Source organism: Rhodococcus sp. K11/5, assembly GCF_055193735.1.
Genome location: NZ_CM143721.1, coordinates 474,075 through 500,165, shown reverse-complemented (window position 1 = coordinate 500,165; position 26,091 = coordinate 474,075). Strand labels below are relative to the sequence as shown.

Genomic DNA, 26,091 nt, shown 5'->3' with positions numbered 1-26,091 from the left:
CCTTGCCGGCGAGTCACAGACCGCGGTGAATCGGCCGGTGCTCGAGCACAAGACTGCCACGTCGACGCAGCGCAACCAACCGCACTCCACCACCGCCGCCGCCGACGGCCACCTCGCCCTGACCCCGCCAGCGTCCGACGAGGTCGTCCACCGCACGAATCTGCCCGTCCGTGCGGGGTGACGCTCCACCGGCGAGGAGCCACGACCGCACCACTCGGCGTCGCACCGGTGCAGGCGATGCTGCGAGCACGGTGACGTCGAGACCGTCCTCGGTCCGCGCGGCGGCGAACGCGTCCGCCGCCAGGTCGTCCAGCACCGCGGAGTCCTCGCGCAGCTGATCCGCCGTGCGGGCGAGGGCGGACGCGACACCTCCACCGAGCACGTCCTCGAGAAGCGGCAGGACCTCCGCGCGGACCCGGACCCGGGTGAACGCGGGATCGTCGTTGTGCGGATCGAGCCAGGGAGTCGTCCCCAGTTCGCGGCAGGCGCCGACGGTGTCACGGCGGCGTACCGCCAGCAGCGGCCGCCCGTGCGGGGGATCGTGATCGATCATGCCGCGCAGCGATCGCGGGCCGGATCCGCGAGCCAGGCCGAGCAGCACCGTCTCGGCCTGGTCGTCGAGCGTGTGTCCCAACAGAATCGGCCGTCCGCCGCGGGCCGCGTCCAGCGCGTCGTACCGGGCACGGCGGGCGGCGGCCTCCGGGCCACCGGGACCGGTGACCTCGACGGTCACCACTCGTACTGTGCGACAACCGATGTCGTCGGCCGTCCTGGCTGCGTCCGCCGCGACCGACGCCGAATCGGGTTGCAAACCGTGGTCGACGATCACCGCGTGCACTCCGACGCCCTCGGCCACCACGCCCGCGGTGAGCGCGAGCGAATCCGGACCGCCGGACAGGGCGACCACCACGTCGCCGTCCGGGTGGTGTCGAGTCAGCCACTGCCGCACCGCATGTCGGACCACCAACAGGTGCGGACCCTCCGGGAAGGGTCGCGGCGACGCGGCCGGGGACACCTCCGTCAGCCCAGGACGCGGGCGGTCCAGCGCGCCGGCTCGGCGATCTCCGACAGCCGCGGCAGCGTGTCCGCGTCCGTCCACACGGTGTTGAACCGCTCCATTCCCACCTGACCCACGACGGCGTCGACGAAGGCCTTTCCCCGCACGTACTGCGCCATCTTGGCGTCGATGCCGAGCAGTGCGCGCAGCACTCGCTGAACGGGGTTCTGTTTCCGAGTTCGCCTGCGGTCGAACGCCTGTCGAATCGAGGCGACCGTGGGCACCACCGCGGGACCGACCGCGTCCATGACGTGATCGGCGTGGCCTTCGAGCAGCGTCCCCAGCACCAACAGGCGGTCGAGCGCCTCGCGCTGTTCCGGTCCCTGCGTCGCCCGCAGTAATCCGACGATCCCCTCGCTGCCGGGGCCACCGTCACCGTTCGAGCGCGACCGCACGGCGGCGGTCAGCCGCGGAATCATCTCCGAGAGCGGCTCGTCCGCTCCCTCGCCGAGTGTGGTGACGCAGTCCTTCATGTGATCGGCCAGCCACGGCGACGAGGAGAACTGGACGCGGTGGGTGACCTCGTGCAGACACACCCACAACCGGAAGTCGCTGGGACGCACCCGCAGTGCGCGTTCGACGGACACCACGTTCGGCGCGACCAGCAGCAGCGTTCCACCGGGGCCGGTGAAGGGATCGAACTGCCCGAGGATCGCCGAGGACAGGAACGCCAGCATCGCCCCGGCCTGCAGTCCGCCGGGCTTGCCGCCGAGGAACGACCGTTCGTCGTCGACGCCCGCCGTGGCGGTCAGGTGCTTCATGGACAACGCCGCCGCGCCGATCCACTCCGGTCGGCCGAGCACCTGTGCAGCGGGGATGTCCAGTCCGTCGGCGAGGCCGGTGACGTCTCGCACCGGTCCCTCGGCTCGGACCGACGCATCCGCGAGCTCCGCGTACACGGCGTCCTCGGTGAACCGAGTCATCTTCGGCGGGCGTGGGGCCAGTTTCGCGCCGGTGCGGGCCGCGAACGCCCAGTCGACCGCGCCGGGTGTGTCGGTGTCGGTCATCGTCGGTACCCGCCTTCGCTCGGATCGATCACGTGCAGCCGCACGATCGGAGGGTCGACGCCACCGCATCCAACGCGGGCCGACCGAGCGCCGGCGGTTTGTCGTTGGACATCAACGCGAACGTGAGCACCCGGCCGTCGGTGTCGACCACGTACCCCGCCAACGCACTGGCGACGTCCAAGGTTCCGGTCTTGGCCCGCAACCATCCCGCCGCGGTGCGGTCACCGGTGGCGTAGCGCCCGGCCAGGGTGCCGGTCGCCCCGGCGACGGGCAGGTGGTCGAGCATCGGACGCAGCTCGACGCCCACGGCGTCGTCCGTGTCCCCCGGACCCGGCCCGGCCGCGCTCGCCATGATCGACCCGAGCAGCTGCGCGGGCACCTCGTTCACGAGCGAGAGTCCGCTCAGATCGGACAGTTCCACGCCCGTCACGTCGAACCCACCGTCGGTGAGGGTTCGGAGCACGGCATCGGCGGCTCCCTCGAACGACGCCGGCTCGCCGACCTCGACCGCGACCTCGCGACCGATCGCCTCGGCGAGAACGTTGTCCGAGAAACTCAGCATCTGACCGAGTCGTACCCGCAGCGGTGCGGACTGCACCGTGGCCAGCGATCCCGCGCCCGACTCCGCGGTGCCGACGGTGACCACGGCGGGATCCAGCCCCAGGGCCGACGCGAGTGCCCGACCGGTGTCCAGCGCGGGCGTCTCGGTACGCGGTGACGAGTCGACCAGCGGATCGATCCGACCGCCGTCGAGGGTCAGCGGTTCGATCGGGGTGATGAACCCGGCACCGACATCCGCGGGAAACCAGCCACGCGCCGACGACGGTCCCGTGTACGCGCTCACGTCGACGGCGATGGAGGTCACCTCCGCGCCCGAGCGTCGTACCTGCTCGGCCAGATCCGCGATCCGCGCGCCGCCGTCGAAGAAGCTCGGCTCTCCCACCGGCTGGGCGGTGAGCGTGGGGTCGCCCTCGCTGACCAACACCACCTCGCCGGCCCGTTCCCCCTCGACCACCCGCGTCGCGACGCGATGTTCGGGAGGCAGAGCGATCATCGCCGCCGCCGCGGTGAGGATCTTCGTCGTCGAGGCCGGGGTCTGCGGCACGTCGGCGTCCGAACTCCACAGCACCTCGCCGGTGGGCCCGTCGGACACGATTCCGGTGAATCGACCGAGGTCGGGGTTGCGCAGCGGATCGGCGAGTACCGCGGCCAGACCGGCCGGGGTGGGCTTGGGCGCATCGTCGGTCGCAGGGGTCACGTACGGGGTGGCCATCACCGGCTCCGGCTCGGGGGCGATCGCCGCGACGTCGTCGTCGACGGGGCGAACGGCCGCGACGCCGATCGCGCCGACCACGAGTACCACCACCGCGACGGCCAGACCGATTCGGATACGCGTGCGCCGCCGCGATACCGCCAGCGATCCGGCGCCTCGCTTGATCAGGCCCACGTCGTTCCCCGCTCTCCACCCGCATCGGCCGAGGACCGATCCCCAACCCTTCTCTCGCACCCTATCGACGCGGCCGGTTACTGTTCGACCACCGGTGAAGACCGGAGCCAAGTACGTGGCCACCGAGCAAAGGACATCGCACGTGAAGTTCGACGTGACCATCGAGATTCCCAAGGGTCAGCGCAACAAGTACGAGGTCGACCACGAGTCGGGACGCGTTCGTCTCGACCGGTACCTCTACACGGCCATGGGGTACCCCGCCGATTACGGCTACATCGAGAACACGCTCGGTGAGGACGGCGATCCGCTCGACGCGTTCGTGCTCCTGCCCGAGTCCGTGTACCCCGGTGTGCTGGTCGAGGCCCGACCCGTCGGAATGTTCAAGATGGTCGACGAAGCCGGCGGCGACGACAAGGTGCTGTGCGTTCCGGCCGGCGACCCCCGCTGGGATCACATCCAGGACCTGGCGGACGTCTCGAAGTTCGAACTCGACGCCATCGAGCACTTCTTCGTCCACTACAAGGACCTCGAGCCGAACAAGCACGTCACGGGCTCGAACTGGGTGGGCAAGGCCGAGGCGGAAGCCGAGATCACCGCGTCGGTGGAGCGTCTGAAGAACTCCGGCGGACACTGACGGAGAACCCCGGCAGGCGCGATACCGGCAGTGGACCCGCTTCCGCGGCGACGGAACGTCGCGGCGGGTCCGCTGCTAGCATTTCCGCAGAGTCCGACAACGCTACGACGTAAGGGTGCGAGATCACGATGAGCGACGCCGTGAGCGACCGTAGGAACTCCCCGCCTCGCGGTGTGTCGAGTGCTACGCAGTTTCCCGATCTGCCGGTCACCGTCGTCCTCGACCGCATCCCCATTCCCGTGCTGGCCGTGGAGCCGGGTGGCGTCGTCGTCTTCGCCAACGAGGCGTTCGACGAGCTCATGGGATTCGACGACGAGCATCCGCGCTCGGAATCCGAACTGACCCTGCAGGACATCTTCCCGGAGAACGAGCCGCTCGGCGTCAACATCGCCGAGACCTTTCTGACCACCGTCGCGACCCGCGCCGACTCGCTGTGGCGCATGTCGGATTCGCGCGGCGACATCCTGCAGGTGCGCGCCAGCAAGTCCATCCTGCGGCGCGCCGAGGACTCCGTGGTTCTCGTGGTGCTCGAGGACTTCACCGACCAGCTGTGGAACGACCCGAAGAGCGCTTTCCGCTGATCGGGTCGCGTCCCACCGGCCGCTACTTGCCTTCGAACTTCGGCGCGCGCTTCTCGAACACCGAGGTGATCGCCTCGGTCAGGTCCTCCGAGGGCAGGAACGCGGAGTTCCAGGCGGCGACGTAACGCAACGAATCCTGCACTGCCGCAGCGCGACTGTGGTCCAGCACCGTCTTGATGCCGTGCACCACGAGCGGCGGGTTGGCCGCGATCTCCTGCGCGGTGCGATGCGCGGCGGCCGTCGTCTCGTCGGAGTCGGCGAACACCTCGTTGACCAGTCCGATGCGCTCGGCCCGCGCGGCGTCGATGTCCTTGCCGGTCAGCGCCAGTTCACGCAGGTGGCCGTCGCCGATGATGGCGGGCAGCCGGGCGAAGGAGCCCATGTCGGCCACGATCGCCACCTTCACCTCACGGATGCTGAACTTGGCGTCGGCGCTCGCGTAGCGGATGTCCGCGGCCGAGATCAGGTCGACGCCGCCGCCGATGCACCATCCCTGTACGGCCGCGACGACGGGCTTGCGGCAGTCCGCCACGGCGTTGATCCCGCTCTGCATGCGCTTGATCAGGTCGTGGAACGTGCTGCGCGGTCCGGCCTGCGCGCCGGCGAGCACGGGACCGAAGTCGCCGGCCATCGCGGGTAGATCCAGACCGTAGGTGAAGTGCTTGCCGGACCCGGCGATCACCACGGCGCGGACCTCGGGATCGGCGTCGAGATCGGCGAAGATCGGCGGCAGCTCGGACCAGAAGTCCGGGCCCATCGCATTTCCCTTGCCGGGCCCGATCATGGTCACGGTCGCCACGTGATCGGCCTTCTCGACGGTGAACGCGGTCCAGGTCTGGTTCTGTTCGGTCATCGGGTCAGCGTAGCCATCCCCGAAATCCCCACCCGACGCCATATCCTCGACGCCATGGCGAGGATCCATCACCCCGGCGCATCCCGAGTCGCGGATGTACTGATCTCCCGAGGGCACCACGGCGTGATCGTCACCTCCGATCGTCCGACCCACACCGCACGTCAGGCGGCGGAGGCGCACGGCGTCGAACTGGGTGCGATCTGCAAGTCGATGGTGTTCCTGCTCGACGAGGATCCGGTGCTGTTCCTGGTCTCGGGCGCGCACAACGTGGACCTGGCCGCGACCGGCCCACGTGTCGGCGGGGTGTTGACGCGCGCATCGATCGCGGACGCCGAGCACGCGACCGGTCAGCCCGTGGGCTCCGTGGCACCGGTGGGGCATCCGACCAATCTGCCCACGTTCGTCGATTCCGCGTTGGCCGAGCATCCGACGCTCTGGGCGGCGGCCGGGGATCCCGGCACCATGTTCCGGACCTCGTACTCCGAGGTTCTGCGGATCACCGCGGGTCTGGCGGTGGAGGTCGGCGGGTGAACCTGTTCCCCTGACTGGTTTTCCGTGGGTGCTGTGTGGACACGTGGGCGCTGCAGCACGCCCGGATCCACACAACTCCCGCGGAAAGCCGATCTACCCCCGCACTTTCCGCTGCGCCACACCGGGAATCACGTCGTCGACCACGCGGCGCACCACGTCCGCGCGGGCCGCCTCGATCACCGGACGCACCGTCACCCCGTCGGCCGCCCGGACGGTGACGATGTCGGCGATCAGGCTGATCAGTCCGGTGGCGGTGCCGACGTACTGCAGCGAATCCGGCCGGGGCGCTCGGCCGGACTCCGCCACCTCGCGTCGCGCCGTGCGCGCGTCCGCGGCGAGGTGCACGTCGACATCGACAAACACTCGCGCGTCGGGGTTCGTCTCGCGCAGCGCGCGGTAGCGGTTCTGCGCGACGGACAGATCGGCGGCGACGATGCGCACCACCGCGGCATCGTCACCACCGGAGGCGTCGGCATCGGGGAGGGCGTCGGTATCGAGGAGTACGACGGAGTCGGAGAGTACGGAGGTCATGAGCGCTGCCTGTCGGTCGGACGGAAAGTGGGTCACCCGGGAGATCACCGGGGCCGACACGCACTCGCCGTGGCTCGGCACAGGTCGATGTGGCGCCGAGCCCATCGCGCGTCCGTGACCATGTTGCTCATGCTAACGACACCGCCGACTCGCGATCGCGCAACGAGACGCAGCACACACCGACCGCGCGGACCAGCCTGTGCACGTCCTCGACGGTGGTCGCGATACCGATGCTCGCGCGCACGGCACCATCACCGTGCCCCACGCGGTCCAGCAGCGGGTGCGCGCAGAACTTTCCCGCCCGGACACCGATCCCGAAGTCGTCGGCCAACGCCGTGGCCAGCGCGAACGGATCGACGCCCGCAACCTGGAACGTGACGATGCCGACGCCGTCGTCCCCGTCCGACCACACACGTACGATCTCCAGGCCCTCCACACCGGCGAGCCCGTCTCGCAACGCGTGGGTCAGCACGGCGTCGTGCTCGGCGATCCGGTCGAACCCGGTCGCGGCGAGCGTCTCGCACGCCGCCGCGAGTGCGACCGCGCCGAGAAGGTTCGGGGTGCCGCCCTCGTGCCGCGCGGGCGACGGGCACCAGGTCACCCCCAGCGATCCGTCCTCCGCCACCGTGACGCTCGACGTCGCACCTCCCCCTGCGAGATACGGCTCGGCCGCGTCCAGCCAGTCCCGGCGCCCCACCAGCACGCCCGAGCCGAACGGGGCGTAGAGCTTGTGGCCGGAGAAGGCGAGGTAATCGACGTCGAGTGCTGCGATGTCGAGACCACGGTGCGGAACCAGCTGGGCACCGTCGACCAGAATGCGAGCGCCGCAGCGATGCGCGAGCGCCGCCAGTTCCGCCAGCGGAAGAACCTCACCGGTGACGTTGGACGCCCCGGTGACGGCCAGCAGCGCCGCCGGCGTCGACCACAGTTCGGCCGCGACGCGCTCGAGCGTCTCCGCGACGGTGTCCGCGGCCCGCACCACGCGGCGGTTCCGCCACGGAAGCAGGTTCGCGTGATGTTCGACGTCGAGGACCACGGTGTCGCCGGGAACGCAGCGCGACAACAGGTTCAACGCGTCGGTGGTGTTGCGGGTGAACACCACCACGTCCTCGGCGCCCGCCCCGCAGAAGCGTCCGACCGTCGCCCGCGCGGCTTCGAACGCGTCGGTGCTCACCCGCGACTTGTGCCCCGCGCCCCGGTGCACGCTCGCGTAGTTCGGGATGCAGTCCGCCACCGCGCACACCACCGCGTCGAGCGCGGGTGCGCTTGCCGCGCAGTCGAAGTCGAGATAGCGAACCGTGGTTCCGTCGGAGCAGAGCACCCGCTCGTCGGCCCCGAGCACCGGCGGTAGCGAACGGACGGGTGTGCAGCAATCGACAGCAGTCATGACAGAGGTGTCCCCTCGTTCAGGGACCGGTGTGGGACCGATCCGCGCTTGCCGTCCCGTTGTCGGGAATCGGCCGGGTCGTCACCCGGAGCACCCCACCGCGGAGGAGGGTTGCCGACCAGCGAGCCGGGGCTTGATGCTGGTACTCGTGACCTGGAAGCAGGATGGCAAACGCTCGATGTGTTGTCAACGCCGAGCGCGGTGGGCTCGAACTCTTACGTGGCGGTAGAGTATGGCTCATGGCCAGCCCCTCCTCCCGCCGCGTCCGGGGCGTGGCCCGGGTCCTGCGACTTCTCGCGAGCCGCACGTCGGTGCTCGAGCCGGAGATCGAGGGGCTCGCCCAGCACGTCTTCCCCGGGGCCATCTGCCTGGACGTCGGCGCCGAGTACGGGCTGTACACCATCGGCCTCGCCGCCCTAGCCGGATCGTCGGGCAGAGTCGTTGCGTTCGAACCGAATCCGTCGCTCGCCCGCTGGTTGCGCATCGTCTCCCGCGTGCTGCGCACCCCCCGCGTGACCATCGCGAACACCGCCCTCGGTGACGCGGTCGGCTGGACCGAACTGTCCGTGCCGCGCCGCAAATTCCTCCCGGTGCACGGCCGCGCGTTCATCGTGGCCGGTGCCTCCGGCGAGGGTGCGAACACCGAGTTCTCCTCGTCTCGACACCGCCACGTCCGGATGGAGACGCTGGACGAGGTGTGTCGAGCGCGGGGTATGGAGCGAGTGGACTTCGTCAAGGCCGACGTCGAGGGCGCGGAGCTCGCCGTTCTGCACGGCGGCATCGAGGTTTTGAAGAACTCGCAGCCGACCCTGCTGCTCGAGATCGATCAGCGCCACCTCGATCGATACGACCGCCGCGCCGAGGACGTCGTCGATGTCGTTCTCGCGCAGGGCTACTCGATGCACGTGTGGCGCGGCGCCAGGTGGACACCCGTGTTCGAGATCGACATCGAGTGCCGCAACTACCTTTTCGTCCCGCCGGATTCCGGGAGCGTCGGAGCGGGAGTGAACGCCACCAGCACGCACACCGCGGCGGGAACGATCGCGAATCCCAGCACCACGGGGACGTAACTGTCGAACACGTCGCGGCCGAGGGACAACGCCACCGGTCCGAACGCCGTGGACCCGACGCTGATCATCGTGGCGACACCGCGAATCGCGCCGATGTGCGCGGTCCCGAAGTAGTGGGCGTAGGCCGCCGCCTCGACGGCGCGAATGGATCCGCCGGCCAACCCCAGAATCAGCCCGTAGACGACGGCCAGGAATCCGGGCTCGATCAGCGGGATGGAGACCAGCGCCGCACACAGCAACGCCATCGAGATCGCCACGCCGAGCTTGGGTGCGATCCGATCGGCGAGTGCACCGAGCGCGAGCGTGCCGATCAACCCGGCCACGGTCTGCGGGATGAAGTTCGCGGCCGCCGCGGTGGCGCTGAGACCCTGCTCCCCCAACAGCGAGATCTGATGGAAAGCGACTGCAGTGCTGAGCATCCCGGACGCGGCGAGCCCCGACGCGATGGCCCAGAACATCAGCGTGCGCATCGCGGCGCGGACGGTCCACACGTCGCCCCGAGCGTCGGCGTCGGTGCTGCCGAGGTCCGCGACGCCGAGGGACCCCGGCGTGGAGACCGGCACCTCGATCGCGCGCGGCGCCCGACGCGGCGAGGTGGACCGCAGTCCGAGCAACGCGACCGGAATCACGATGACCCACACCGCGATCGCCTCGTATCGCCACACGGCGTCGATACCGTGCGAGGCGACCAGACGCTCGAGGAGCACCGGCGCGAGGGAGATTCCCGCGGATCCCGCCGCGGCGGTGATGCCCAGGGCCAAGCCACGTCGCTTGGTGACGTGCACGGCCACGGCGGTCGTCGCCGCCAGGCCCAGGGCCCCCTGGCCGGCCATGCGGATCCCGACGAACCCCGCGGTCAGGCCGTAGACGTCGGTGGCGACGCTCAACCCCATCAGCACCGCGCCGAAGATCGCGCCGATCACGGCCATCACGGCGCGGACGCCGTACCGATCCAACGCGCGGCCGACGAACGGCATCGCGGCCGCCCCGCCGAGGGTGCCGACGAGGTAACTCAACGACAGTTCGGTGCGCGAGATGCCGAGCTCGGCGATCAGCGGATCGGTGAAGACCGAGATCGCGGCGGTCTGACCGGGGGCGGTCATGATGGACGCCACGCTCGCCATGGCGACGATCAGCCACGGCGAGGTGGCCCGCGCGGACGGCGCGGAGGTGTGGGTGGTCATGTGGTCCCGTTCATCGCGAACATCAGTGTTCCGTGGACAGGTTTCCGGTCAACCGCAGGTGCCGCGCCGCCGATTCGTCGTCAAGCCCGGTGATCTCCGCGTGCTTGCCCTTCGAGGCGTACTTCTGGGTGACGGCGTCGAGCGCCGCGACCGTGGAGGCGTCCCACACGTGGGCTCCGCTGAGATCGATGATCACGTTCTTCGGGTCACCCGAGTAGTCGAACCGGTACACCAGATCGTTGCTCGAGGCGAAGAACAGTTCACCGCTGACCCGGTAGACGCGGGTGTCGACCGATCCGTCGTGGTTCGCATCCTCGTCCGACACCTTGGTGACCGTGGTGAGGTGGGCGACGCGGCGGGCGAACAGCACCATCGCGGTCAGCACGCCGACCACCACGCCGTACGCCAGGTTGTGCGTCGCCACGGTGACCACGACGGTCACCACCATGACGGTGGTTTCGCTCTTGGGCATGCGGCGCAACGTCTTCGGGCGCACGCTGTGCCAGTCGAACGTGCCGATCGCCACCACGATCATGACCGCGGCGAGGGCTCCCATGGGGATCAGCGCGACGACGTCGCCGAGTCCGACGACGAGGACCAGCAGGAACATACCGGCCATGAAGGTCGAGATCCGGGTGCGGGCACCGGACGCCTTGACGTTGATCATGGTCTGGCCGACCATCGCGCACCCTCCCATGCCGCCGAAGAAGCCGGTGATGACGTTGGCCGCGCCCTGGCCCCAGCTCTCGCGCGTCTTGTTCGAGTGGGTGTCGGTGACGTCGTCGACGAGCTTCGCCGTCAGCAGCGACTCGAGGAGACCGACGATGGCCATCGCGATGGCGAACGGGGCGATGATCTGCAGGGTCTCGAGCGTCAGCGGAACGTCGGGCAGGAACAGCGACGGCAGGCTGTCGGGCAGTTCGCCCTCGCCCCCGACGTTGGGAACGTTCCACGCGAAGGTCACCGTCGCGGCGGTCAGCAGCACGATCGCGACCAGTGGCGCGGGGACCACCGAGGTGATTCTGGGGAGACCGAACATGATGACCAGACCGACCGCGACCATGGGATACACCAGCCACGGCACCCCGATCAGGACGGGGAACTGGGAGGTGAAGATGAGAATCGCCAGTGCGTTCACGAAGCCGACCATGACGCTACGAGGGATGAACCGCATCAGCTTCGCCACACCGAGGACGCCGAAGAGGACCTGCAGGATGCCGGCGAGGATGACGGTCGCGATGAAGTAGTCGAGCCCGTACTCGCGGGCGACCGGGGCGATGACCAGCGCGATGGCACCGGTCGCCGCCGAGATCATCGCGGGACGGCCGCCCAGGAAAGCGATCGACACGGCCATGGTGAAGGACGCGAACAATCCGATGCGCGGATCGACACCCGCGATGATGGAGAAGGCGATGGCCTCGGGGATGAGCGCGAGTGCCACGACGAGACCGGCGAGGATCTCGGTCTTCAATCGCCGGGGGGACCTGAGTGCATCGAGCACGGTGTGCTCGCTCTCCGTCACCTCGTGAGGCATCGGTGAGTCGTATCCGCTCTGTGTCGTCAAGGCGGTTCCTTTCCACTGTTCGGCGCCGCACGAACAGGCAGGCGCGCACCATCGACCGCTGGTGGCGGGTGGTCGCATCGCTGCGACCGAGGGAAGATTGCGCGGAGCCCGGACGGGCATCTCGCGGTTCACGCACGGGCGTGACGACCAAGGACGAGAACGAACTCTACTCTTACGCAACTGTAGAGTCGAAGCAACCTGCGGTTGCGCCGTGTGACCGAACGCACCTGTGCGCCGTCGCTGGTAGAACCCGCGCACGACCGAGACGAAAATCTCCCGTAGCGTAAGACTAATGTCGAGAACTTCACGCCCGCGCAGATCCGCTTCCCCCACGCGAAATCCGGACATCACCGCACCGGCGAGCGGCACCCTTCGAGTGATCGCCACCGGCGGACTCGGCGAGATCGGTCGCAACATGACCGTCTTCGAGTTCGAAGGGAAGTTGCTGATCGTCGACTGCGGCGTCCTCTTCCCCGAGGAGCACCAGCCCGGTGTCGACGTCATCCTTCCCGACTGGAGCTTCATCCGGCACCGGCTCGACGACATCGTCGCGATCGTCCTGACGCACGGTCACGAGGACCACATCGGCGGTGTCCCCTACCTCCTCCGCGAACGCGGCGACATCCCGGTCATCGGGTCTCGGTTGACGCTGCAGTTCCTCGCGGCCAAGTTCGACGAGTTCAAGGTCTCCACCAAGCTCGTCGAGGTCGTGGCCGGCGAGAGCCGCACGGAGGGCCCCTTCGGCCTGGAGTTCCTCGCCGTCAACCACTCCATTCCGGACGGCCTGGCGATCGTCCTGCGCACCGGAGCGGGTGTCGTGCTGCACACCGGTGACTTCAAGATGGACCAGTTCCCGCTCGACAACCGCATCACCGACCTTCGTGGATTCGCCCGGCTCGGGGACGAGGGCCTGGACCTCCTCCTCGTCGACTCCACCAACGCCGACGTTCCCGGCTTCGCCGTCTCCGAACGCGACCTGAACCCGGCCATCGAGCAGGTGTTCCGTGAGACCGACGGGCGCGTCATCGTCTCGAGTTTCGCCAGCCACATCCACCGCATCCAGCAGGTTCTCGACGCCGCCCACGCCCAGGGCCGCAAGGCGGCGTTCGTCGGGCGCTCGATGGTGCGGAACATGAAGATCGCCATGGACCTCGGTTACCTCACCGTTCCCGACGGTCTCGTGGTCGAACTGCCGAAGCTTCGCGGACTGCCCGCGCGTAAGATCACGCTGATCTGCACCGGGTCTCAGGGCGAGCCGCTGGCGGCGCTGTCTCGGATGGCCTCCGGGGAACACCAGATCGAGGTCGGCCAGGGCGACACGGTCCTGATGGCCAGCAGCCTCATCCCCGGCAACGAGAACGCGATCTACCGCGTCATCAACGGGCTCACCGACAAGGGCGCCCGCGTGGTGCACAAGGGGAACGCGAAGGTGCACGTGTCCGGTCACGCGAGCGCCGGTGAACTCGTGTACTGCTACAACATCCTGGAACCCCACAACGTTCTTCCGGTCCACGGCGAGGCTCGACACCTGCGGGCCAACGCCGATCTGGCCATCCGTACCGGCGTTCCGCGCGAGCGGGTCCTGATCGCGGACAACGGCGATGTCATCGACCTCTCACAGGGCGTCGCCCAGATCACCGGCAAGGTCCCGGTCGGCCTGGTCTACGTCGACGGCAAGACCACCGGCGTCCTGACCGAGACCACGCTCGACGAGCGTCGTTCGCTCGGCGCCGACGGTGTCCTCACGGTCATCGTCATCGTCGACCCCGACACCGGCCTGCTGGTCGACGACGTCGACTTCATCGCCAAGGGCTTCACCCACGACAAGAACGCCTTCAACCCGCTGGCCAAGATCATCGCGAAGGCACTCGAACGCGAGAGCGCCAAGACCGCCGCATCGACGGGCGCCATCGAGGCGTCCGTGGTCCGCGAGACCACGCGGTGGTCCAAGGGAACCCTCGGCCGGCAGCCGCTCGTGGTGCCGGTCGTCGTCGACGGCTAGACGGTCCGCCCGGCGGCTCGGCGCAGGAGCCGCGCCGTCGGCGCAGCCGGGACCTCGGCGACGCGCGGCCGCGCCGGAAACTCGGCGACGCGCGGCCGCGCCGGGATCTCAGCGACGCGCGGCCGCGCCGCGGGACGCGAGGACCTCGGTGAGTTCCTCGGCGTAGGCGAGGTGGCGGCGCAGGGTGTCGCAACTCTCGGTGGCCTTGGTGTGGCATTCGCGGACGAACGTCTCGGCCGCATCGCGCTCGTCGTCGGAGGAACTCGGATCGTCGAGAGTGTCGAGGGCCTCGATCAGATTCTTCATCTCGGCGAGGGTGAACTCGAGGGGCTTCATGCGCCGGATCACCAGCAGCCGCTCGACGTCGTCCTCGGTGTACAGGCGAAATCCGCCACTGGAGCGGGCGGACGGGGTCACCAGACCGATGTCGTCGTAGTGCCGGACGGTTCGGACGGAGAGCTCCGTGCGCTGCGCGACCTGGCCGATCTGCATGTGCAGCCGATCGTCCGCCGTCATAGGTGATCCTCCCTCGCTGCTCCGGCGCGGCGCATGCATCCGCTGCCCTCGCCCGAACCACTGTAGTCGCGACGGCGGCGCCGTCCCGACGCCGATCGCGCGATGTGCGGTCCCGCGAACCCTACTGTTACGTTAAGGACGATTTGCGCGGACAGTGAGAATGGTGAGCGGCCACGGTGCCGCGCACCGTTTTCCGTTCGCCCGACCGAGGAGACACCCGCGTGCCCACCCCTGCCTTGTTCACCGCGGAAACCGGTGCCCGCCGCAGCCGAATCGCGGCGATCGTCCTGGTCGGCGCCGCGTCCGTGCTCACCGGCCTCACCACGGTCTACTTCATGTACCTCGGGTTCGCGAGAGATCAGATCGACCTCGCGGTCTTCCAGGACGCCGGCGCCGCGTACCTGAACAACTTCCCGCTGTACTCCGAGGACTTCCCGACGCGGTCCGGCCTGCGCTTCATCTACGCGCCCATCGCCGCGGTGCTGTTCGCGCCCATGACGCTGCTGAGCACGGTGAACCTCCAGATTCTGTGGGCCGCGCTGAACATCGCCCTGGTGTGGTGGGTCCTGGCCATCGTGCTCCGCCGCCTCGGTGTCGCCCGCCCGTTCCTCGTCGCGGTCGCCGCGCTGGGTGTCGCCCTGATGCTCGAACCGGTGCGGTCGAACTTCCTCTTCGGCCAGATCAACATCGTGCTGATGGCGCTGGTCGTGGCCGACTGCGTCGGCGTGGTGCCGCGGCGGCTGCGCGGTGTCGCCACGGCCGTGGCCGCGTCGATCAAGATCACCCCGGCCGCCTTCGGACTGTTCTTCCTGGTCAAACGCGACTTCGCGTCCATCGTGCGCGCGATCGTGACCGTCGCCGTCGTGGCGGCCGTCGGATTCGTGCTGCTGCCCGCCGCCTCCGTGTACTTCTGGACCACCGAGTTCTTCTCCACCGACCGCGGCGGCGGACACGCGTTCACCCGGAACCAGGCCATCACGGGCCTGATCGCGCGCCTGGGTATCGAGGGAAACCTCAAGACGATTCTCTGGGTGGTGGCCGCCGCACTGGTGGTGGCCGCTGCGGCCTGGTCCGCCCACCGCTTCGCCCGCGCCGGTGAGCCGATCGTCGCCCTCGCCGTCGTCGCCCTCGCCTCGCTGCTCGCGGCGCCGTTCGCCGTCACCCATCACTGGGTCTACGTCGTTCTGCTCGTCCCGCTCGCCATCGCCCCGCAGTACCGCCGGTGGCGCCCGCTCCTCTTCGCGGCGATCGCGGTGTTCGTCATCGCGCCGCACTCGGTGCTCAACGGCATCGACGACACCGACGGGTGGTTCGAGGTCACCGTGCGTCAGATCGTCGGCAACGGTCAGTGCCTCATGGGCATCGTGCTGATGATCGCCGCCGTCCTGGCGGCCCGCACCCGTCGGACGCCCGTCGAATCCGCCCCGGCGGACCCGGTGTCGGCGGCCGCCTGACGCTCCGGCGGCCGAGTTGTTCACCCGCTCGCAAACTGAGCGTGGAATAACGTGTCGTCACCGTCGTGAATCGAGCTGTCGTCACCCGAGAGGCCGCCCTACGTGTCATCGCCCATCCCCGAGGAGTACCTGCGCTCCCCGCTCGCGGCACCCGAACGCACCCTCGTCGACGTGCTGCGCGAGACCGCCGATCGCTATCCGGATGCCCCCGCGATCGACGACGGCGACACCACCATCGGCTACGCGGAACTGCTGGTCAACATCGACGAGGGCGCCCAGTGGCTCTCGCGGCACGGCGTGTGCGCGGGCGATCGCGTGGGCGTGCGGATGCCGTCGGGCAGCTACTCGCTGTACGCCGCGATCCTGTCCGTCATCGCCGCGGGAGCCGCGTACGTGCCGGTGGACGTCGACGATCCGGACGAGCGCGCCGATCTGGTGTTCTCCGAGGCCGGGGTCACCGCGATCATCGCCGACGACGGCGTGGTCACCACCGATCGACCGGGCACCGGACGGCCCGTGGGCCACCCCGGGCCCGACGACGACGCCTGGGTGATCTTCACGTCGGGATCCACCGGCAAGCCCAAGGGCGTCGCGGTGAGCAACCGCAACGCCGCGGCCTTCGTCGACGCCGAGGCCCGGTTGTTCCTGCAGGACCGACCGATGGCCCCCGGCGATCGGGTACTGGCCGGACTCTCGGTCGCCTTCGACGCGTCGTGCGAGGAGATGTGGCTGGCGTGGCGCAGCGGCGCGTGCCTGGTCCCCGCACCGCGCTCGCTCGTGCGCAGCGGCATGGATCTCGGTCCCTGGTTGGTGGCGCGCGACATCTCGGTGGTCTCCACCGTCCCCACCCTCGCCGCCCTGTGGCCGCGCGAGGCGCTCGAGGACGTGCGACTGCTCATCTTCGGCGGTGAGGCGTGCCCGCCGGATCTGGTCGAACGCCTGGCGGTACCGGGCCGCGAACTGTGGAACACCTACGGCCCCACCGAGGCGACGGTCGTCGCGTGCGCCTCGCTGATGGACGGACGCGGACCGGTGCGCATCGGGCTGCCGCTCGACGGGTGGGATCTGGCCGTCGTCGGTCCGGACGAGCAGCCCGTCGCCGTCGGTGAGGTCGGTGAACTGGTGATCGGCGGCGTCGGGCTCGCGCGGTACCTCGACCCCGAGAAGGACGCCGAGAAGTACGCTCCGATGCCGTCGCTGGGGTGGGACCGGGCCTATCGCAGTGGTGATCTGGTGCGCCTCGAACTCGAGGGGCTGCTGTTCCAGGGACGCGCCGACGATCAGGTCAAGGTCGGTGGCCGCCGCATCGAACTCGGCGAGGTCGACAACGCGCTGCAGGCCCTGCCGGGCGTCGGCGGAGCGGCGGCCGCGGTGCGCACCACCGGCTCCGGCACCCCGGTCCTCGTCGGGTATCTCGTCAGCACCGACCCCGCGTTCGACCTGAATCGGGCCAGAGAGATTCTGGCCGAACAACTTCCGGCCGCCATGGTTCCTCGCCTGGCGCTCGTCGACGAGTTGCCCACCCGCACGTCGGGCAAGGTCGACCGCACGGCCCTCCCCTGGCCGCTGCCCCGCGCACACGCCGAGGATCCCGCCGCCGGAGACGAGTTGACGGGCACCGCGGCGTGGGTCGCGCAGGTGTGGACCGACGTCCTCGGTACCGAGATCACCTCCGCCGACGCCGACTTCTTCGGCGTCGGGGGTGGCTCGCTGTCGGCGGCCCTCCTGGTGACCCGGCTCCGGGAGAAGTACCCGGAGATCACCGTCGCCGACCTCTACGACCATCCCCGGCTCGGATCCCTGGTGGATCTGCTCGTCTCGCTCGCGCCCTCCGCCGCGGTGGTGACCCGCGTCGTCGAACCCACCCCGCGGCGGGCGCAGGCGATGCAGATCCTCGCCACGCTCCCGCTCACCACCCTCACCGGGCTGCAGTGGGTGATCTGGCTCGGGGTTCTCGCCAACGTCGCGTCGTGGGTCACGCCCCTCCCGTGGTTGCCGACGCTGTCGTGGTGGTGGATCGCCGTCGGCTACGTGTTCTGTGTGACCCCGCTCGGACGCATGGCCGTCTCGGTCGCCGGAACCCGAATTCTCATGCGCGGCATCACCGAGGGCCGCTATCCCCGCGGCGGATCCGTCCACCTGCGGTTGTGGACGGCGAACCGCCTGGTCGACGCCAGCGGCGCCTCGAACATCTCCGGCGCACCGTGGATGGTGCACTACGCGCGAGCTCTCGGCGCGTCGGTGGGCCACGACGTCGATCTGCACACCCTCCCGCCCGTCACCGGATTGCTGACGCTCGGCGACGGGTGTTCCATCGAACCCGAGGTCGATCTGAACGGGTACTGGGTGGACGGCGACGTCGTCCACATCGGAGCCGTCGAGGTGGGCGCAGGCGCGTCCGTGGGCGCGCGGTCGACGCTGCTGCCCGGCGCCAAGGTGGGCAAGCGCGCGGAGGTCGAAGCGGGCTCCGCCGTCTCCGGCAAGGTCAAGGCCGGACAGCTGTGGGGCGGCTCCCCCGCCGCCAAGATCGGCCGCGCCCAGCACGCCTGGCCCGTGGAGGCACCGCCCCGCGGGCGGGCGTGGTTCCCCGTCTACGCGTTCACGTCGCTGCTGCTGTCGGGACTTCCCCTGCTGTCCATCGGCGTCGGGTTGCTCTCGGTGGGCTGGGTGATCGCGAGCGCGCGGACGCTGCCGGGGGCCCTCGGACTCGGACTCGCCGTCGTTCCCGTCGCCACACTCGTCGCCCTGGGCGTCTTCGCCCTCGTCACCCTCGTGTCCGTGCGGCTCCTCGGCGTGGGCATCGCCCCCGGGTACCACGCCGTCCGCAGCCGGATCGGATGGCAGGTCTGGGCCACCGAGCGACTGATGGACAGCGCCCGCACCTTCCTGTTCCCGCTCTACGCGTCGATGCTCACCCCGGGATGGCTGCGCCTGCTGGGGGCGAACATCGGCAAGGACGTCGAGGCGTCGACCGTGCTGATGGTTCCCAAGTTCACCACCGTCGGCGACGGGGCGTTCCTGGCCGACGACACGATGATCGCCAGTTACGAGCTCGGCGGCGGCTGGATGATGCTCGGCGAGGCCAAGGTGGGCAAGCGGGCGTTCCTGGGCAACTCCGGGATGGCCGCGGCCGGTCGGCGCGTGCCGAAGAACGGCCTCGTCGCGGTGCTCTCGGCGGCGCCGGCGAAGGCGAAGTCCGGATCGTCGTGGCTGGGCAGCCCGCCCGTCAAGCTGCGCCGGGCGCCGAACTCGTCCGACACCTCCCGCACCTTCGAACCGGCCCGACGCCTCAAGATCGCCCGCGGCGTCGTCGAGACCTGTCGCCTGGTGCCGGTGATGGTCTCCTTCGCCATCGGATTCGCCGTTCTCGTGGCGCTGACCGCACTGGCGTCGTCGGTCGGCTACTGGGCGGCCGCTCTGCTGAGCGGGGTGGTGCTCCTCGTCGCCGGCGCCGTCGCCGCGGGCGCGTCCGCGGTCGCGAAGTGGTCGCTGGTCGGACGCATCGGCGCGGTGGAGCACCCGCTCTGGAGTTCGTTCGTGTGGCGCAACGAGGTCGCGGACACCTTCGTGGAGATGGTGGCCGCCCCGTGGTTCGCCCGCGCGGCCGAGGGCACCGCCGTCCTCAACGTGTGGTTGCGGTGGCTCGGCGCGGACATCGGACGGGGCGTCTGGTGCGAAACGTACTGGTTGCCGGAAGCCGACCTGATCACGCTCGCCGACGGCGCCACCGTGAATCGAGGGTGCGTTGTGCAGACTCACCTCTTCCATGATCGGATCATGAGCATGGACACGGTCAGCCTGGGCGCGGGCGCAACTCTCGGACCGCACTGTGTCGCCCTGCCCGCCGCGGGGATCGGAGCCGGCGCCACCGTCGGTCCGGCGTCGTTGGTGATGCGCGGAGACACGGTGCCGGAGTCCAGTCGGTGGCAGGGCAACCCCATCGCTCCATGGTCGTCCGAGCGGTGAGCCCGTCGACCGCGCGCCGACGTGACGACACCGATCCCCCCATCGACTCGTACCTTCCGCAGAACGGCAACCGCGGATACTCCGTGGACCGATACGACCTGGACCTCGAGTACAAGGTCAGCTCCAATCGGTTGGCCGGCAAGGCCGTCGTGACGGCCACGACCCTGCGGCCGCTGGAGCGGTTCTCGCTGGACTTCGGTCCCGCGCTGTCCGCGTCGAAGGTGACCGTGGCCGGGATGCGCGGGGTCAAGTTCTCCCACCGCGGCGGCAAACTGACCGTGACGATGCCCCGGGCGCTGCAGTCCACCGAGCCGCTCGTGGTCACGGTGGCGTACAACGGAAACCCGGCGCCCATCCGCAGCGTGTGGGGCGAGGTCGGTTGGGAGGAACTCACCGACGGTTCCCTGGTCGCGAGTCAGCCGAACGGCGCCGCATCCTGGTACCCGTGCGACGATCATCCGAGTTCCAAAGCAGCGCATCGGATCTCGATCACCACGGACTCGCCCTACCACGTCGTGTGCAACGGCGAACTGATCGACAAGACCGTCAGGTCCTCCCGCACCACGTGGGTCTACGAACAGTCCGAACCGATGGCGACGTATCTCGCCACCGTGCAGATCGGCCAGTACGTCGTGCACCGGGTCGCCGACTCGCCCGTGCCCATCGACGCCGTGCTGCCGGCGCGATTGCGCCGCACCTTCGACCACGATTTCGGTCGCCAGCAGGAGATGATGGCCACCTTCGTCGACCACTTCGGCCCGTATCCGTTCGCGGCCTACTCCGTGGTGGTCACCGACGACGAGCTCGAGATCCCCATCGAGGCGCAGGGCCTGTCCACCTTCGGCGCCAACCACTGCGACGGCCGCCGCGGGTACGAGCGTCTCGTCGCGCACGAGTTGGCGCACCAATGGTTCGGCAACAGCGTCACCATCGGCCGATGGCGCGACATCTGGCTGAACGAGGGCTTCGCGTGCTACTCGGAGTGGATCTGGTCCGAGAACTCCGGCGGTGCCACCGCCCACACCGAGGCCACCCGGCACCATGCTCGATTGTCCTCGCTGGCACAGGATCTCGTGCTGTCGGACCCCACCCCCGAGATCATGTTCGACGACCGGGTCTACAAGCGCGGCGCCCTGGCCCTGCACGCGCTGCGGCGCACGATCGGGGACGACGCCTTCTTCGGCCTCCTCCGCGAGTGGACCTCGACCTTCCGGCACTCCACCGTGATCACGTCGGATTTCGTCGATCTCGCCGTGCGGCAAGGCAGTTCGCACGAGTTCTGGGATGCGTGGTTGAACGAACCGCGATTGCCGGACCTACCCTGACGGCAGGTTCGCGCGCGAGTTCCTCGCCACCACCAGGGCCGACGCCAGGGCCAGAACCGCTCCGGCGACGAACAGCACCGGGTACCCGAGATACTGCGGGAACTCCTGCACCAAGAACGCGAGGATCGCGGGAACGGCGAAGCCGAGGTAGGTCACCGAGTAGAAGACCGCGGTGAGCCCGGCCAGATCGCGCGGCCCGGCGATGCGCTGCACCTCCTGCAGCCCCGAGACCATCGCCATGCCGTATCCGCACCCCAGCACGGCGGACGCCAGCAGCGCGAGAGGAATCGTCAACTCGCTCGCCGCGACCGACGCCAGCAGCATGCCCACGACGACGATGCCCAGTGCCACCAGGACCGCACGCGCGCTCACCGGGGAGTCGATGCGGCGGCCGAGCGACTGGATCGCGAAACCGAAGCCGAGACCCACCACGCACATCAACGCGGAGAACGCGATCGGCGCGGAGCCGACGGACTCGGCCATCAGGGCCGGCAGCACCGCGTAGGCGATGCCCGCGGCTCCGAACACCCACGGCGCCACCGGCAGCACGACGGTCAGGAAGCGGCGGTGGCTCGCGGACGGGATGCGCAGATCGCTCGCCAGGGAGTTGCGGTCGGTGGCGTCGGGTCGGCAGGTCTCGGGAACCCGCAGCATCGCGACCACCGCGGCGAGCGCGAGCACGGCGTGCAGTGCGTAGGGCAGCACCTCGCGCCACGGCGCCCACTGCGCCAGCACCCCGGCGACACCCGCACCGATACCGAATCCGGCGGTGAGCGACATCGCCGCCCGGCGCGCACCCGCGCCGGGAGAGCCTGCGGCGCCGGACAATTCCTTCACCCAGCTGCCGCCGACGGCCATACCCAGTCCGAGGGCGATGCCGCTGAGCACCCGCCCGGTGACCAGCAGGGCGGCCGAGTGCGCGCCCACCGCGATGACCACCGAACCCGCGGCGGCGATCGCCGGGGCGGGGAGCATGAGGGGCCGACGACCGAAGCGGTCCGACAGCGGACCGCCGATCAGCAACGCCGGGACGATGCCGACGACGTAGGCGAAGAGGAACGCGTCGACCACCACCGGGGAGAAGCCGTAGCCGTCCCGGTACATCACGAGAAGCGGGGTGAACTCGTTTCCGCCGTACGCCACCGCGAGCATGCCGAGCGCGACGGCAACCCATCCCCCGGTTCGCGTGGTCGGTGTGGTCCGCACCGCTGCAGAGGTTCTCATCGTTGTCAGTCCTGTCCGGCGCGGGGCAATCCGTGCACCCGGGCCATGTGGTCGATCAGAGCCGCGTCGTATCCCGCGACGTCGGCCTGCTCGACGAGATCGGTCAACCGCGTGTGGTCGTCGACGATCGACGACAACGCGGCGGGGTTGCGCGCCACGGAGCTGGCGGTCATGCGCCGCTGCCGGTCGCGCAGACCCGCGTAGAAGGTGGACAGCAGGGGGTTGTCCCCGCGTCGGACCACGATGGTGTGGAAGTCGGCGTCCTCGGCCGCGAAGGCCGCGGCGTCACCGGCGTCGGCGAGGGTTCGCTGCCTCGCCAACGAGTCGCGCATCTCGGCCGTGGCCGCTGCGCACGCCGCGGGGTCTGCGGCGAACGCGGCCAGCGAGCCGGTTTCCACCAGTCGCCGGGCGGCGACGAGGTGCGCTGCTTCACCCGGAGCGACGGGCACGATCAGTGCGCCCCGCTTGGGGTAGAGCCGCATCCATCCCTCGGCGGCGAGACGCAGAAACGCCTCGCGCACGGGGGTGCGGCTGGTTCCGGTGCGCTCGGCGATCAGCCCTTCGCTGATCAACTCCCCGCCCGGCAGGTCGCCGGTGACGATGAGCTCCTTCACCTCTCCGTAGACCCGGTCTGCCGAGGACGGTTCGGTGTTGCGCACAACTTGTATCTAAGCAGAAGGGTAGCAGTGGTCCAAGGTGGTGTGCGCTACCGCACAGCAGCCGGCGCCTGTGCCCGCCCCGACCCATCCGCACAGCGCCCAGCAGCCCGCACAGGTCGTGGCCTGTGCGGGCTGCCGAGGTGTGTGCGGTTACCGGGTGGAGTGAGTGCCCGGCGAGTCCCCGCTACGCGAAGATCGCGGGATCGAGGTCCAGCGTCGTGCGGTCCATCGCGGCGAGCAGATCGAACTGCGGGCCGATCTTGGGCAGCTCGTAGCGGAAGAAGTACTGCGCCGCGAGCCGCTTGCCCTCGTAGAACGCGCCCTCCTGATCGCCGACCGCGACGAGCTGGTCGAGCCACAACCACGCCACCACGATGTGACCCACCGCTTCGAGGTAGGCGGACGAGTTGGCCAGCGCTGCATCGGGATCGCCCGGACCCCAGACGATGCCGGTCACCTCGACCATGCGGTCCACCGCGGCGCGCAGCGCGTCCACGTATTCGGTCGAACCCGACGCGGACGAACCCGCAGCCGACGACAACGTCCCCTCGATCGCCTCGACCAGCAGCCCGAGGCCCTTGCCACCGCCCGCGATCACCTTGCGACCCAACAGGTCCAGACCCTGAATGCCGTTGGTGCCCTCGTGGATCGGGTTCAGCCGGTTGTCCCGGTAGAACTGCTCGACGTTGTAGTCGCGGGTGTAGCCGTAGCCGCCGTGCACCTGAATGGCGAGGTCGTTCGCCTCCAGGCACCACTGCGACGGCCACGCCTTGGCGATCGGGGTCAGCACGTCGAGCAGGAAACCCGCCTTCGCCGCCGACTCCTCCTCACCCGTCGCCTGCTCGTCGACCAGCTTCGAGCAGTACAGGCCCAGCGCCAGCCCGCCTTCCGCGTACGCCTTCTGCGCGAGCAGCATTCGCCGCACGTCCGGGTGATCGATGATGGGGACCTGCGCCGCGGACGGATCCTTGTCGCCCACGGGACGGCCCTGAGCGCGGTCCTTCGCGTACGCGACCGAGTGCAGGTAGCCGGTGTAGCCGAGCGCGGTCGCACCCATACCGACGCCGATGCGCGCCTCGTTCATCATCTTGAACATGTAGAACAAGCCCTTGTGCGGCTCGCCGACCAGGTAGCCGACCGCGCCGCCCTTCTCGCCGAACGCGAGCAGGGTGTTGGTGGTGCCCCGGTACCCCATCTTGTGGTTGAGCCCCACCAGGTTCACGTCGTTGCGCTCGCCCAAGGTGCCGTCCTCGTTCACCAGAGTCTTGGGCACCACGAACAGCGAGATGCCCTTGACGCCGGCGGGAGCATCGGGCAGCTTCGCGAGCACCAGGTGGACGATGTTGTCCCCGAGCTCGTGATCGCCACCCGAGATCCACATCTTCGTCCCCGTCACCGCGTACGACTGAACACCGCTCGACCGGCCTCCGGCCTGCCCGTCCTCCCGCGGCACGGCCTTCGTGGTGATGTAGGCCAGCGACGACCCCGCACCGGGCTCGGACAGGCACATCGTGCCGTGGAAGCGCCCCTCGAGCATCGGGCGCACGTAGGCGTCGATGATCTCCGAGGTGCCGTATTCCACCAAGAGATTGGCGTTGGCCATCGTCAGGAACGGATAGGTGGCCGTTCCGGTGTTGGCGGCCTGGAACCACAGCAACGACGCGCGCGCCACCGTGGCCGGGAGCTGCATCCCGCCGAGGGATTCGTCGAACTGGCCCGCGACCAATCCCGATTCGTTGAACACCTTCAATGCCGCGGCCACCTCGGGAATGAGAACGACCTTTCCGTCCTCACCGACGTGCGGCTCGTTGGCATCCGCCTTCTTGTTGTGGGGCGCGAAATGCTTGACGGCGATCTGCTCGCTCAGTTCCATCACCGCGTCGAACGTCTCGCGGGAGTGTTCGGAGAACCGTTTGCGCTCGGTCAGCGCCTCGACGTCGAGCCATTCGTAGAGCATGAATTCGAGGTCCCGGCGGGACAGGACGAGATTGGCGGGAACTTCGGCAGCTGCGGACATGACTCGAGAGTAATACCGTTCTTCACCCGTCCGCTTCCAGATCCAACAGTTGCCTCTTCGCGGATTCGCCCCCGGCGTAGCGACCCATCGACCCGTCCGAGCGCACCACGCGGTGGCACGGGATCAGCAGGGGAAGCGGATTGGTGGCGCAGGCGGTGCCGACGGCCCGTACGGCGCGAGGACTCGCCGTCCCCGACGCCACGGCCGCGTAACTGCGCGTCGCGCCGTACGGGATGGCTTCGAGCTGCGCGAGCACGTCACGACGAAAGCCCCGGGTTCGTAGGTCCAGCGACAGATCGAACGACGTTCGCGTCCCCGCGAAGTACTCGTCGAGCTGCCGAACCACCGGGTCCAGGCGGTTCGGTGCCCGGAGAACCCGGGGGCTGACCATCGCCGCCAGCTGCGCGAGCACCGCGTCGTGGTCCTGGACGGTGAACGCGACGCGCACCACCCCGGCCTCGGTCGACGCGAGCAGCAGATCGCCGATGGGCGAATCGACGACGCGGTACGCCACGTCGAGCAATCCGTCGCGCGCCGCGTCCGCGACCAGGCGTCGGTGCAGGTGTTCCAGGTGTTCGGTCACAGCAGATCGCTCCGGATTCGTCGCAGGGAGGCGATGCCGTCGGCGCACGCACGGCGGGCGGCATCGGGTGAGTTGCCGAGAAGGGTCGCCACCTCGGCGTGGGGCATTCCGGCGAGGTGGTGGTACGCGACCGCGAGTCGCTGCTTGTCCGGGAGCGTCGCCAGGGCCGCCCACAGGTCGCCGTGATCGCGATCGTGCACAGGTGTCTCGGGGATCCGCTCGGTGGGGCGGGGTCGGCGCGCGGCGGCTCGATGGATGTCGATCGCCTTGCGATGGGCGATGCGCACCAGCCAGGCCTGCACGTTCGCGTCGGGCGGGAGGTCGGGGTAGGCGCGCAGGGCGGCCAGGAAGGTCTCCGACCAGGCGTCGTCGGCGTCGACCGGACCCACGACGGCCCGGCACACCCGCAGCACGACGGCGCCGTGCGCGGCGACGACGGTCTCGAAGGGCAGCATCACGATCAGTAAACGCGTGGGAGGCCGACAACGTGAGACGCGAG

Annotated in this window: 22 protein-coding genes and 1 riboswitch; of the genes, 8 read left to right on the top strand and 14 right to left on the bottom strand. The window is 69.4% G+C overall.

What is annotated here, in order from left to right; genetic code table 11:
* Positions 1 to 13: 13 nt before the first annotated feature.
* The 3 genes from tilS to dacB are packed head-to-tail and all read right to left on the bottom strand — an operon-like array spanning position 14 to position 3,511.
* Complete coding sequence (gene tilS / locus ACY466_RS02460; RefSeq protein WP_463252113.1) at positions 14 to 1,045, bottom strand: tRNA lysidine(34) synthetase TilS; 1,032 nt, start codon at positions 1,043 to 1,045, stop codon at positions 14 to 16.
* Positions 1,021 to 2,064: a zinc-dependent metalloprotease gene (locus ACY466_RS02455; protein WP_463249562.1), complete on the bottom strand. Its 1,044-nt coding sequence runs from the start codon at positions 2,062 to 2,064 to the stop codon at positions 1,021 to 1,023. Before ACY466_RS02455 ends, tilS begins: the two co-directional genes overlap by 25 nt.
* Before the next feature lie 28 nt (positions 2,065 to 2,092).
* Positions 2,093 to 3,511 carry a D-alanyl-D-alanine carboxypeptidase/D-alanyl-D-alanine endopeptidase gene (dacB, locus tag ACY466_RS02450; protein WP_463249560.1) on the bottom strand — a complete coding sequence of 473 codons (1,419 nt, stop codon included), beginning with the start codon at positions 3,509 to 3,511 and terminating at the stop codon, positions 2,093 to 2,095.
* A 142-nt stretch (positions 3,512 to 3,653) separates the two neighbouring features.
* Here dacB and ACY466_RS02445 point away from each other — a divergent pair, with 142 nt between their 5' ends.
* Together ACY466_RS02445 and ACY466_RS02440 are read left to right on the top strand one after the other, a co-directional pair.
* Complete coding sequence (locus ACY466_RS02445) at positions 3,654 to 4,145, top strand: inorganic diphosphatase (protein ID WP_463252112.1); 492 nt, start codon at positions 3,654 to 3,656, stop codon at positions 4,143 to 4,145.
* Between the two features lie 140 nt (positions 4,146 to 4,285).
* Positions 4,286 to 4,726 carry a PAS domain-containing protein gene (locus tag ACY466_RS02440; RefSeq protein WP_463249559.1) on the top strand — a complete coding sequence of 147 codons (441 nt, stop codon included), beginning with the start codon at positions 4,286 to 4,288 and terminating at the stop codon, positions 4,724 to 4,726.
* Between the two features lie 22 nt (positions 4,727 to 4,748).
* Here the strand turns inward: ACY466_RS02440 and ACY466_RS02435 are convergent, their stop codons facing one another.
* Complete coding sequence (locus tag ACY466_RS02435) at positions 4,749 to 5,579, bottom strand: crotonase/enoyl-CoA hydratase family protein (protein ID WP_463249557.1); 831 nt, start codon at positions 5,577 to 5,579, stop codon at positions 4,749 to 4,751.
* A 54-nt stretch (positions 5,580 to 5,633) separates the two neighbouring features.
* Here ACY466_RS02435 and ACY466_RS02430 point away from each other — a divergent pair, with 54 nt between their 5' ends.
* Positions 5,634 to 6,110, top strand: a complete 477-nt coding sequence (locus ACY466_RS02430; protein ID WP_463249556.1) for a YbaK/EbsC family protein — start codon at positions 5,634 to 5,636, stop codon at positions 6,108 to 6,110.
* 93 nt (positions 6,111 to 6,203) lie between these two features.
* Here ACY466_RS02430 and ACY466_RS02425 read toward each other — a convergent pair whose 3' ends face one another.
* Both ACY466_RS02425 and ACY466_RS02420 read right to left on the bottom strand, forming a co-directional pair.
* Positions 6,204 to 6,641, bottom strand: a complete 438-nt coding sequence (locus ACY466_RS02425; protein WP_463249554.1) for a hypothetical protein — start codon at positions 6,639 to 6,641, stop codon at positions 6,204 to 6,206.
* A gap of 127 nt (positions 6,642 to 6,768) precedes the next feature.
* A complete protein-coding gene (locus tag ACY466_RS02420) occupies positions 6,769 to 8,028 on the bottom strand; it encodes an aminotransferase class V-fold PLP-dependent enzyme (protein ID WP_463249553.1) in 1,260 nt (419 codons plus the stop codon).
* A gap of 39 nt (positions 8,029 to 8,067) precedes the next feature.
* Positions 8,068 to 8,182, bottom strand: a riboswitch (SAM riboswitch).
* A gap of 85 nt (positions 8,183 to 8,267) precedes the next feature.
* On the opposite strand from ACY466_RS02420, the gene ACY466_RS02415 reads away from it, so the two are divergent.
* Positions 8,268 to 9,098 (top strand): FkbM family methyltransferase, encoded by an 831-nt coding sequence (locus ACY466_RS02415; protein WP_463249551.1) that lies wholly within the window; start codon positions 8,268 to 8,270, stop codon positions 9,096 to 9,098.
* On the opposite strand, the gene ACY466_RS02410 is transcribed toward ACY466_RS02415, so the two are convergent.
* Entirely contained in the window at positions 8,990 to 10,282 is a 1,293-nt protein-coding gene (locus ACY466_RS02410; RefSeq protein ID WP_463249550.1) for an MFS transporter, read from the bottom strand. The genes ACY466_RS02415 and ACY466_RS02410 overlap by 109 nt on opposite strands.
* A gap of 22 nt (positions 10,283 to 10,304) precedes the next feature.
* The gene (locus tag ACY466_RS02405; protein ID WP_463252111.1) at positions 10,305 to 11,816 is read right to left on the bottom strand and encodes a SulP family inorganic anion transporter; all 1,512 of its coding nucleotides are present in this window, start codon (positions 11,814 to 11,816) and stop codon (positions 10,305 to 10,307) included.
* 322 nt (positions 11,817 to 12,138) lie between these two features.
* On the opposite strand from ACY466_RS02405, the gene ACY466_RS02400 reads away from it, so the two are divergent.
* A complete protein-coding gene (locus ACY466_RS02400; protein WP_463249548.1) occupies positions 12,139 to 13,848 on the top strand; it encodes a ribonuclease J in 1,710 nt (569 codons plus the stop codon).
* A gap of 108 nt (positions 13,849 to 13,956) precedes the next feature.
* Here ACY466_RS02400 and ACY466_RS02395 read toward each other — a convergent pair whose 3' ends face one another.
* Positions 13,957 to 14,364 (bottom strand): MerR family transcriptional regulator, encoded by a 408-nt coding sequence (locus ACY466_RS02395; protein WP_463249546.1) that lies wholly within the window; start codon positions 14,362 to 14,364, stop codon positions 13,957 to 13,959.
* 236 nt (positions 14,365 to 14,600) lie between these two features.
* On the opposite strand from ACY466_RS02395, the gene ACY466_RS02390 reads away from it, so the two are divergent.
* The 3 genes from ACY466_RS02390 to ACY466_RS02380 all read left to right on the top strand — a co-directional run bounded on the left by ACY466_RS02390 (position 14,601) and on the right by ACY466_RS02380 (position 21,109).
* Positions 14,601 to 15,818, top strand: a complete 1,218-nt coding sequence (locus ACY466_RS02390; protein ID WP_463252110.1) for a glycosyltransferase 87 family protein — start codon at positions 14,601 to 14,603, stop codon at positions 15,816 to 15,818.
* Between the two features lie 102 nt (positions 15,819 to 15,920).
* Positions 15,921 to 19,784 carry a Pls/PosA family non-ribosomal peptide synthetase gene (locus tag ACY466_RS02385; RefSeq protein WP_463249544.1) on the top strand — a complete coding sequence of 1,288 codons (3,864 nt, stop codon included), beginning with the start codon at positions 15,921 to 15,923 and terminating at the stop codon, positions 19,782 to 19,784.
* The gene (locus tag ACY466_RS02380; protein WP_463249543.1) at positions 19,766 to 21,109 is read left to right on the top strand and encodes a M1 family metallopeptidase; all 1,344 of its coding nucleotides are present in this window, start codon (positions 19,766 to 19,768) and stop codon (positions 21,107 to 21,109) included. Before ACY466_RS02385 ends, ACY466_RS02380 begins: the two co-directional genes overlap by 19 nt.
* On the opposite strand, the gene ACY466_RS02375 is transcribed toward ACY466_RS02380, so the two are convergent.
* From ACY466_RS02375 to ACY466_RS02355, 5 genes are all read right to left on the bottom strand, one after another.
* Positions 21,101 to 22,342 (bottom strand): MFS transporter, encoded by a 1,242-nt coding sequence (locus tag ACY466_RS02375; protein WP_463252109.1) that lies wholly within the window; start codon positions 22,340 to 22,342, stop codon positions 21,101 to 21,103. The two genes, ACY466_RS02380 and ACY466_RS02375, sit on opposite strands and share 9 nt — an antisense overlap.
* On the bottom strand, positions 22,339 to 22,992 hold the full coding sequence (locus ACY466_RS02370) for a GntR family transcriptional regulator (RefSeq protein ID WP_463249541.1): 654 nt from the start codon (positions 22,990 to 22,992) through the stop codon (positions 22,339 to 22,341). Before ACY466_RS02370 ends, ACY466_RS02375 begins: the two co-directional genes overlap by 4 nt.
* Positions 22,993 to 23,176: 184 nt before the next feature.
* Positions 23,177 to 25,009: an acyl-CoA dehydrogenase gene (locus tag ACY466_RS02365; RefSeq protein WP_463249540.1), complete on the bottom strand. Its 1,833-nt coding sequence runs from the start codon at positions 25,007 to 25,009 to the stop codon at positions 23,177 to 23,179.
* 22 nt (positions 25,010 to 25,031) lie between these two features.
* Positions 25,032 to 25,592 carry a methylated-DNA--[protein]-cysteine S-methyltransferase gene (locus ACY466_RS02360; RefSeq protein WP_463249538.1) on the bottom strand — a complete coding sequence of 187 codons (561 nt, stop codon included), beginning with the start codon at positions 25,590 to 25,592 and terminating at the stop codon, positions 25,032 to 25,034.
* Entirely contained in the window at positions 25,589 to 26,047 is a 459-nt protein-coding gene (locus ACY466_RS02355; protein ID WP_463249537.1) for an RNA polymerase sigma factor, read from the bottom strand. Before ACY466_RS02355 ends, ACY466_RS02360 begins: the two co-directional genes overlap by 4 nt.
* Positions 26,048 to 26,091 lie beyond the last annotated feature (44 nt).

What these genes read in the sequence shown, in the direction of transcription:
- ACY466_RS02365 (WP_463249540.1), bottom strand. Translation starts at nt 25,009, where the DNA reads ATGTCCGCAGCTGCCGAAGTTCCCGCCAATCTCGTCCTGTCCCGCCGG.
- ACY466_RS02395 (WP_463249546.1), bottom strand. Translation starts at nt 14,364, where the DNA reads ATGACGGCGGACGATCGGCTGCACATGCAGATCGGCCAGGTCGCGCAG.
- ACY466_RS02415 (WP_463249551.1), top strand. Translation starts at nt 8,268, where the DNA reads ATGGCCAGCCCCTCCTCCCGCCGCGTCCGGGGCGTGGCCCGGGTCCTG.
- ACY466_RS02455 (WP_463249562.1), bottom strand. Translation starts at nt 2,064, where the DNA reads ATGACCGACACCGACACACCCGGCGCGGTCGACTGGGCGTTCGCGGCC.
- ACY466_RS02405 (WP_463252111.1), bottom strand. Translation starts at nt 11,816, where the DNA reads ATGCCTCACGAGGTGACGGAGAGCGAGCACACCGTGCTCGATGCACTC.
- ACY466_RS02425 (WP_463249554.1), bottom strand. Translation starts at nt 6,641, where the DNA reads ATGACCTCCGTACTCTCCGACTCCGTCGTACTCCTCGATACCGACGCC.
- ACY466_RS02435 (WP_463249557.1), bottom strand. Translation starts at nt 5,579, where the DNA reads ATGACCGAACAGAACCAGACCTGGACCGCGTTCACCGTCGAGAAGGCC.
- ACY466_RS02430 (WP_463249556.1), top strand. Translation starts at nt 5,634, where the DNA reads ATGGCGAGGATCCATCACCCCGGCGCATCCCGAGTCGCGGATGTACTG.
- ACY466_RS02355 (WP_463249537.1), bottom strand. Translation starts at nt 26,047, where the DNA reads ATGCTGCCCTTCGAGACCGTCGTCGCCGCGCACGGCGCCGTCGTGCTG.
- ACY466_RS02420 (WP_463249553.1), bottom strand. Translation starts at nt 8,028, where the DNA reads ATGACTGCTGTCGATTGCTGCACACCCGTCCGTTCGCTACCGCCGGTG.
- ACY466_RS02400 (WP_463249548.1), top strand. Translation starts at nt 12,139, where the DNA reads ATGTCGAGAACTTCACGCCCGCGCAGATCCGCTTCCCCCACGCGAAAT.
- ACY466_RS02380 (WP_463249543.1), top strand. Translation starts at nt 19,766, where the DNA reads ATGGTCGTCCGAGCGGTGAGCCCGTCGACCGCGCGCCGACGTGACGAC.
- ACY466_RS02410 (WP_463249550.1), bottom strand. Translation starts at nt 10,282, where the DNA reads ATGACCACCCACACCTCCGCGCCGTCCGCGCGGGCCACCTCGCCGTGG.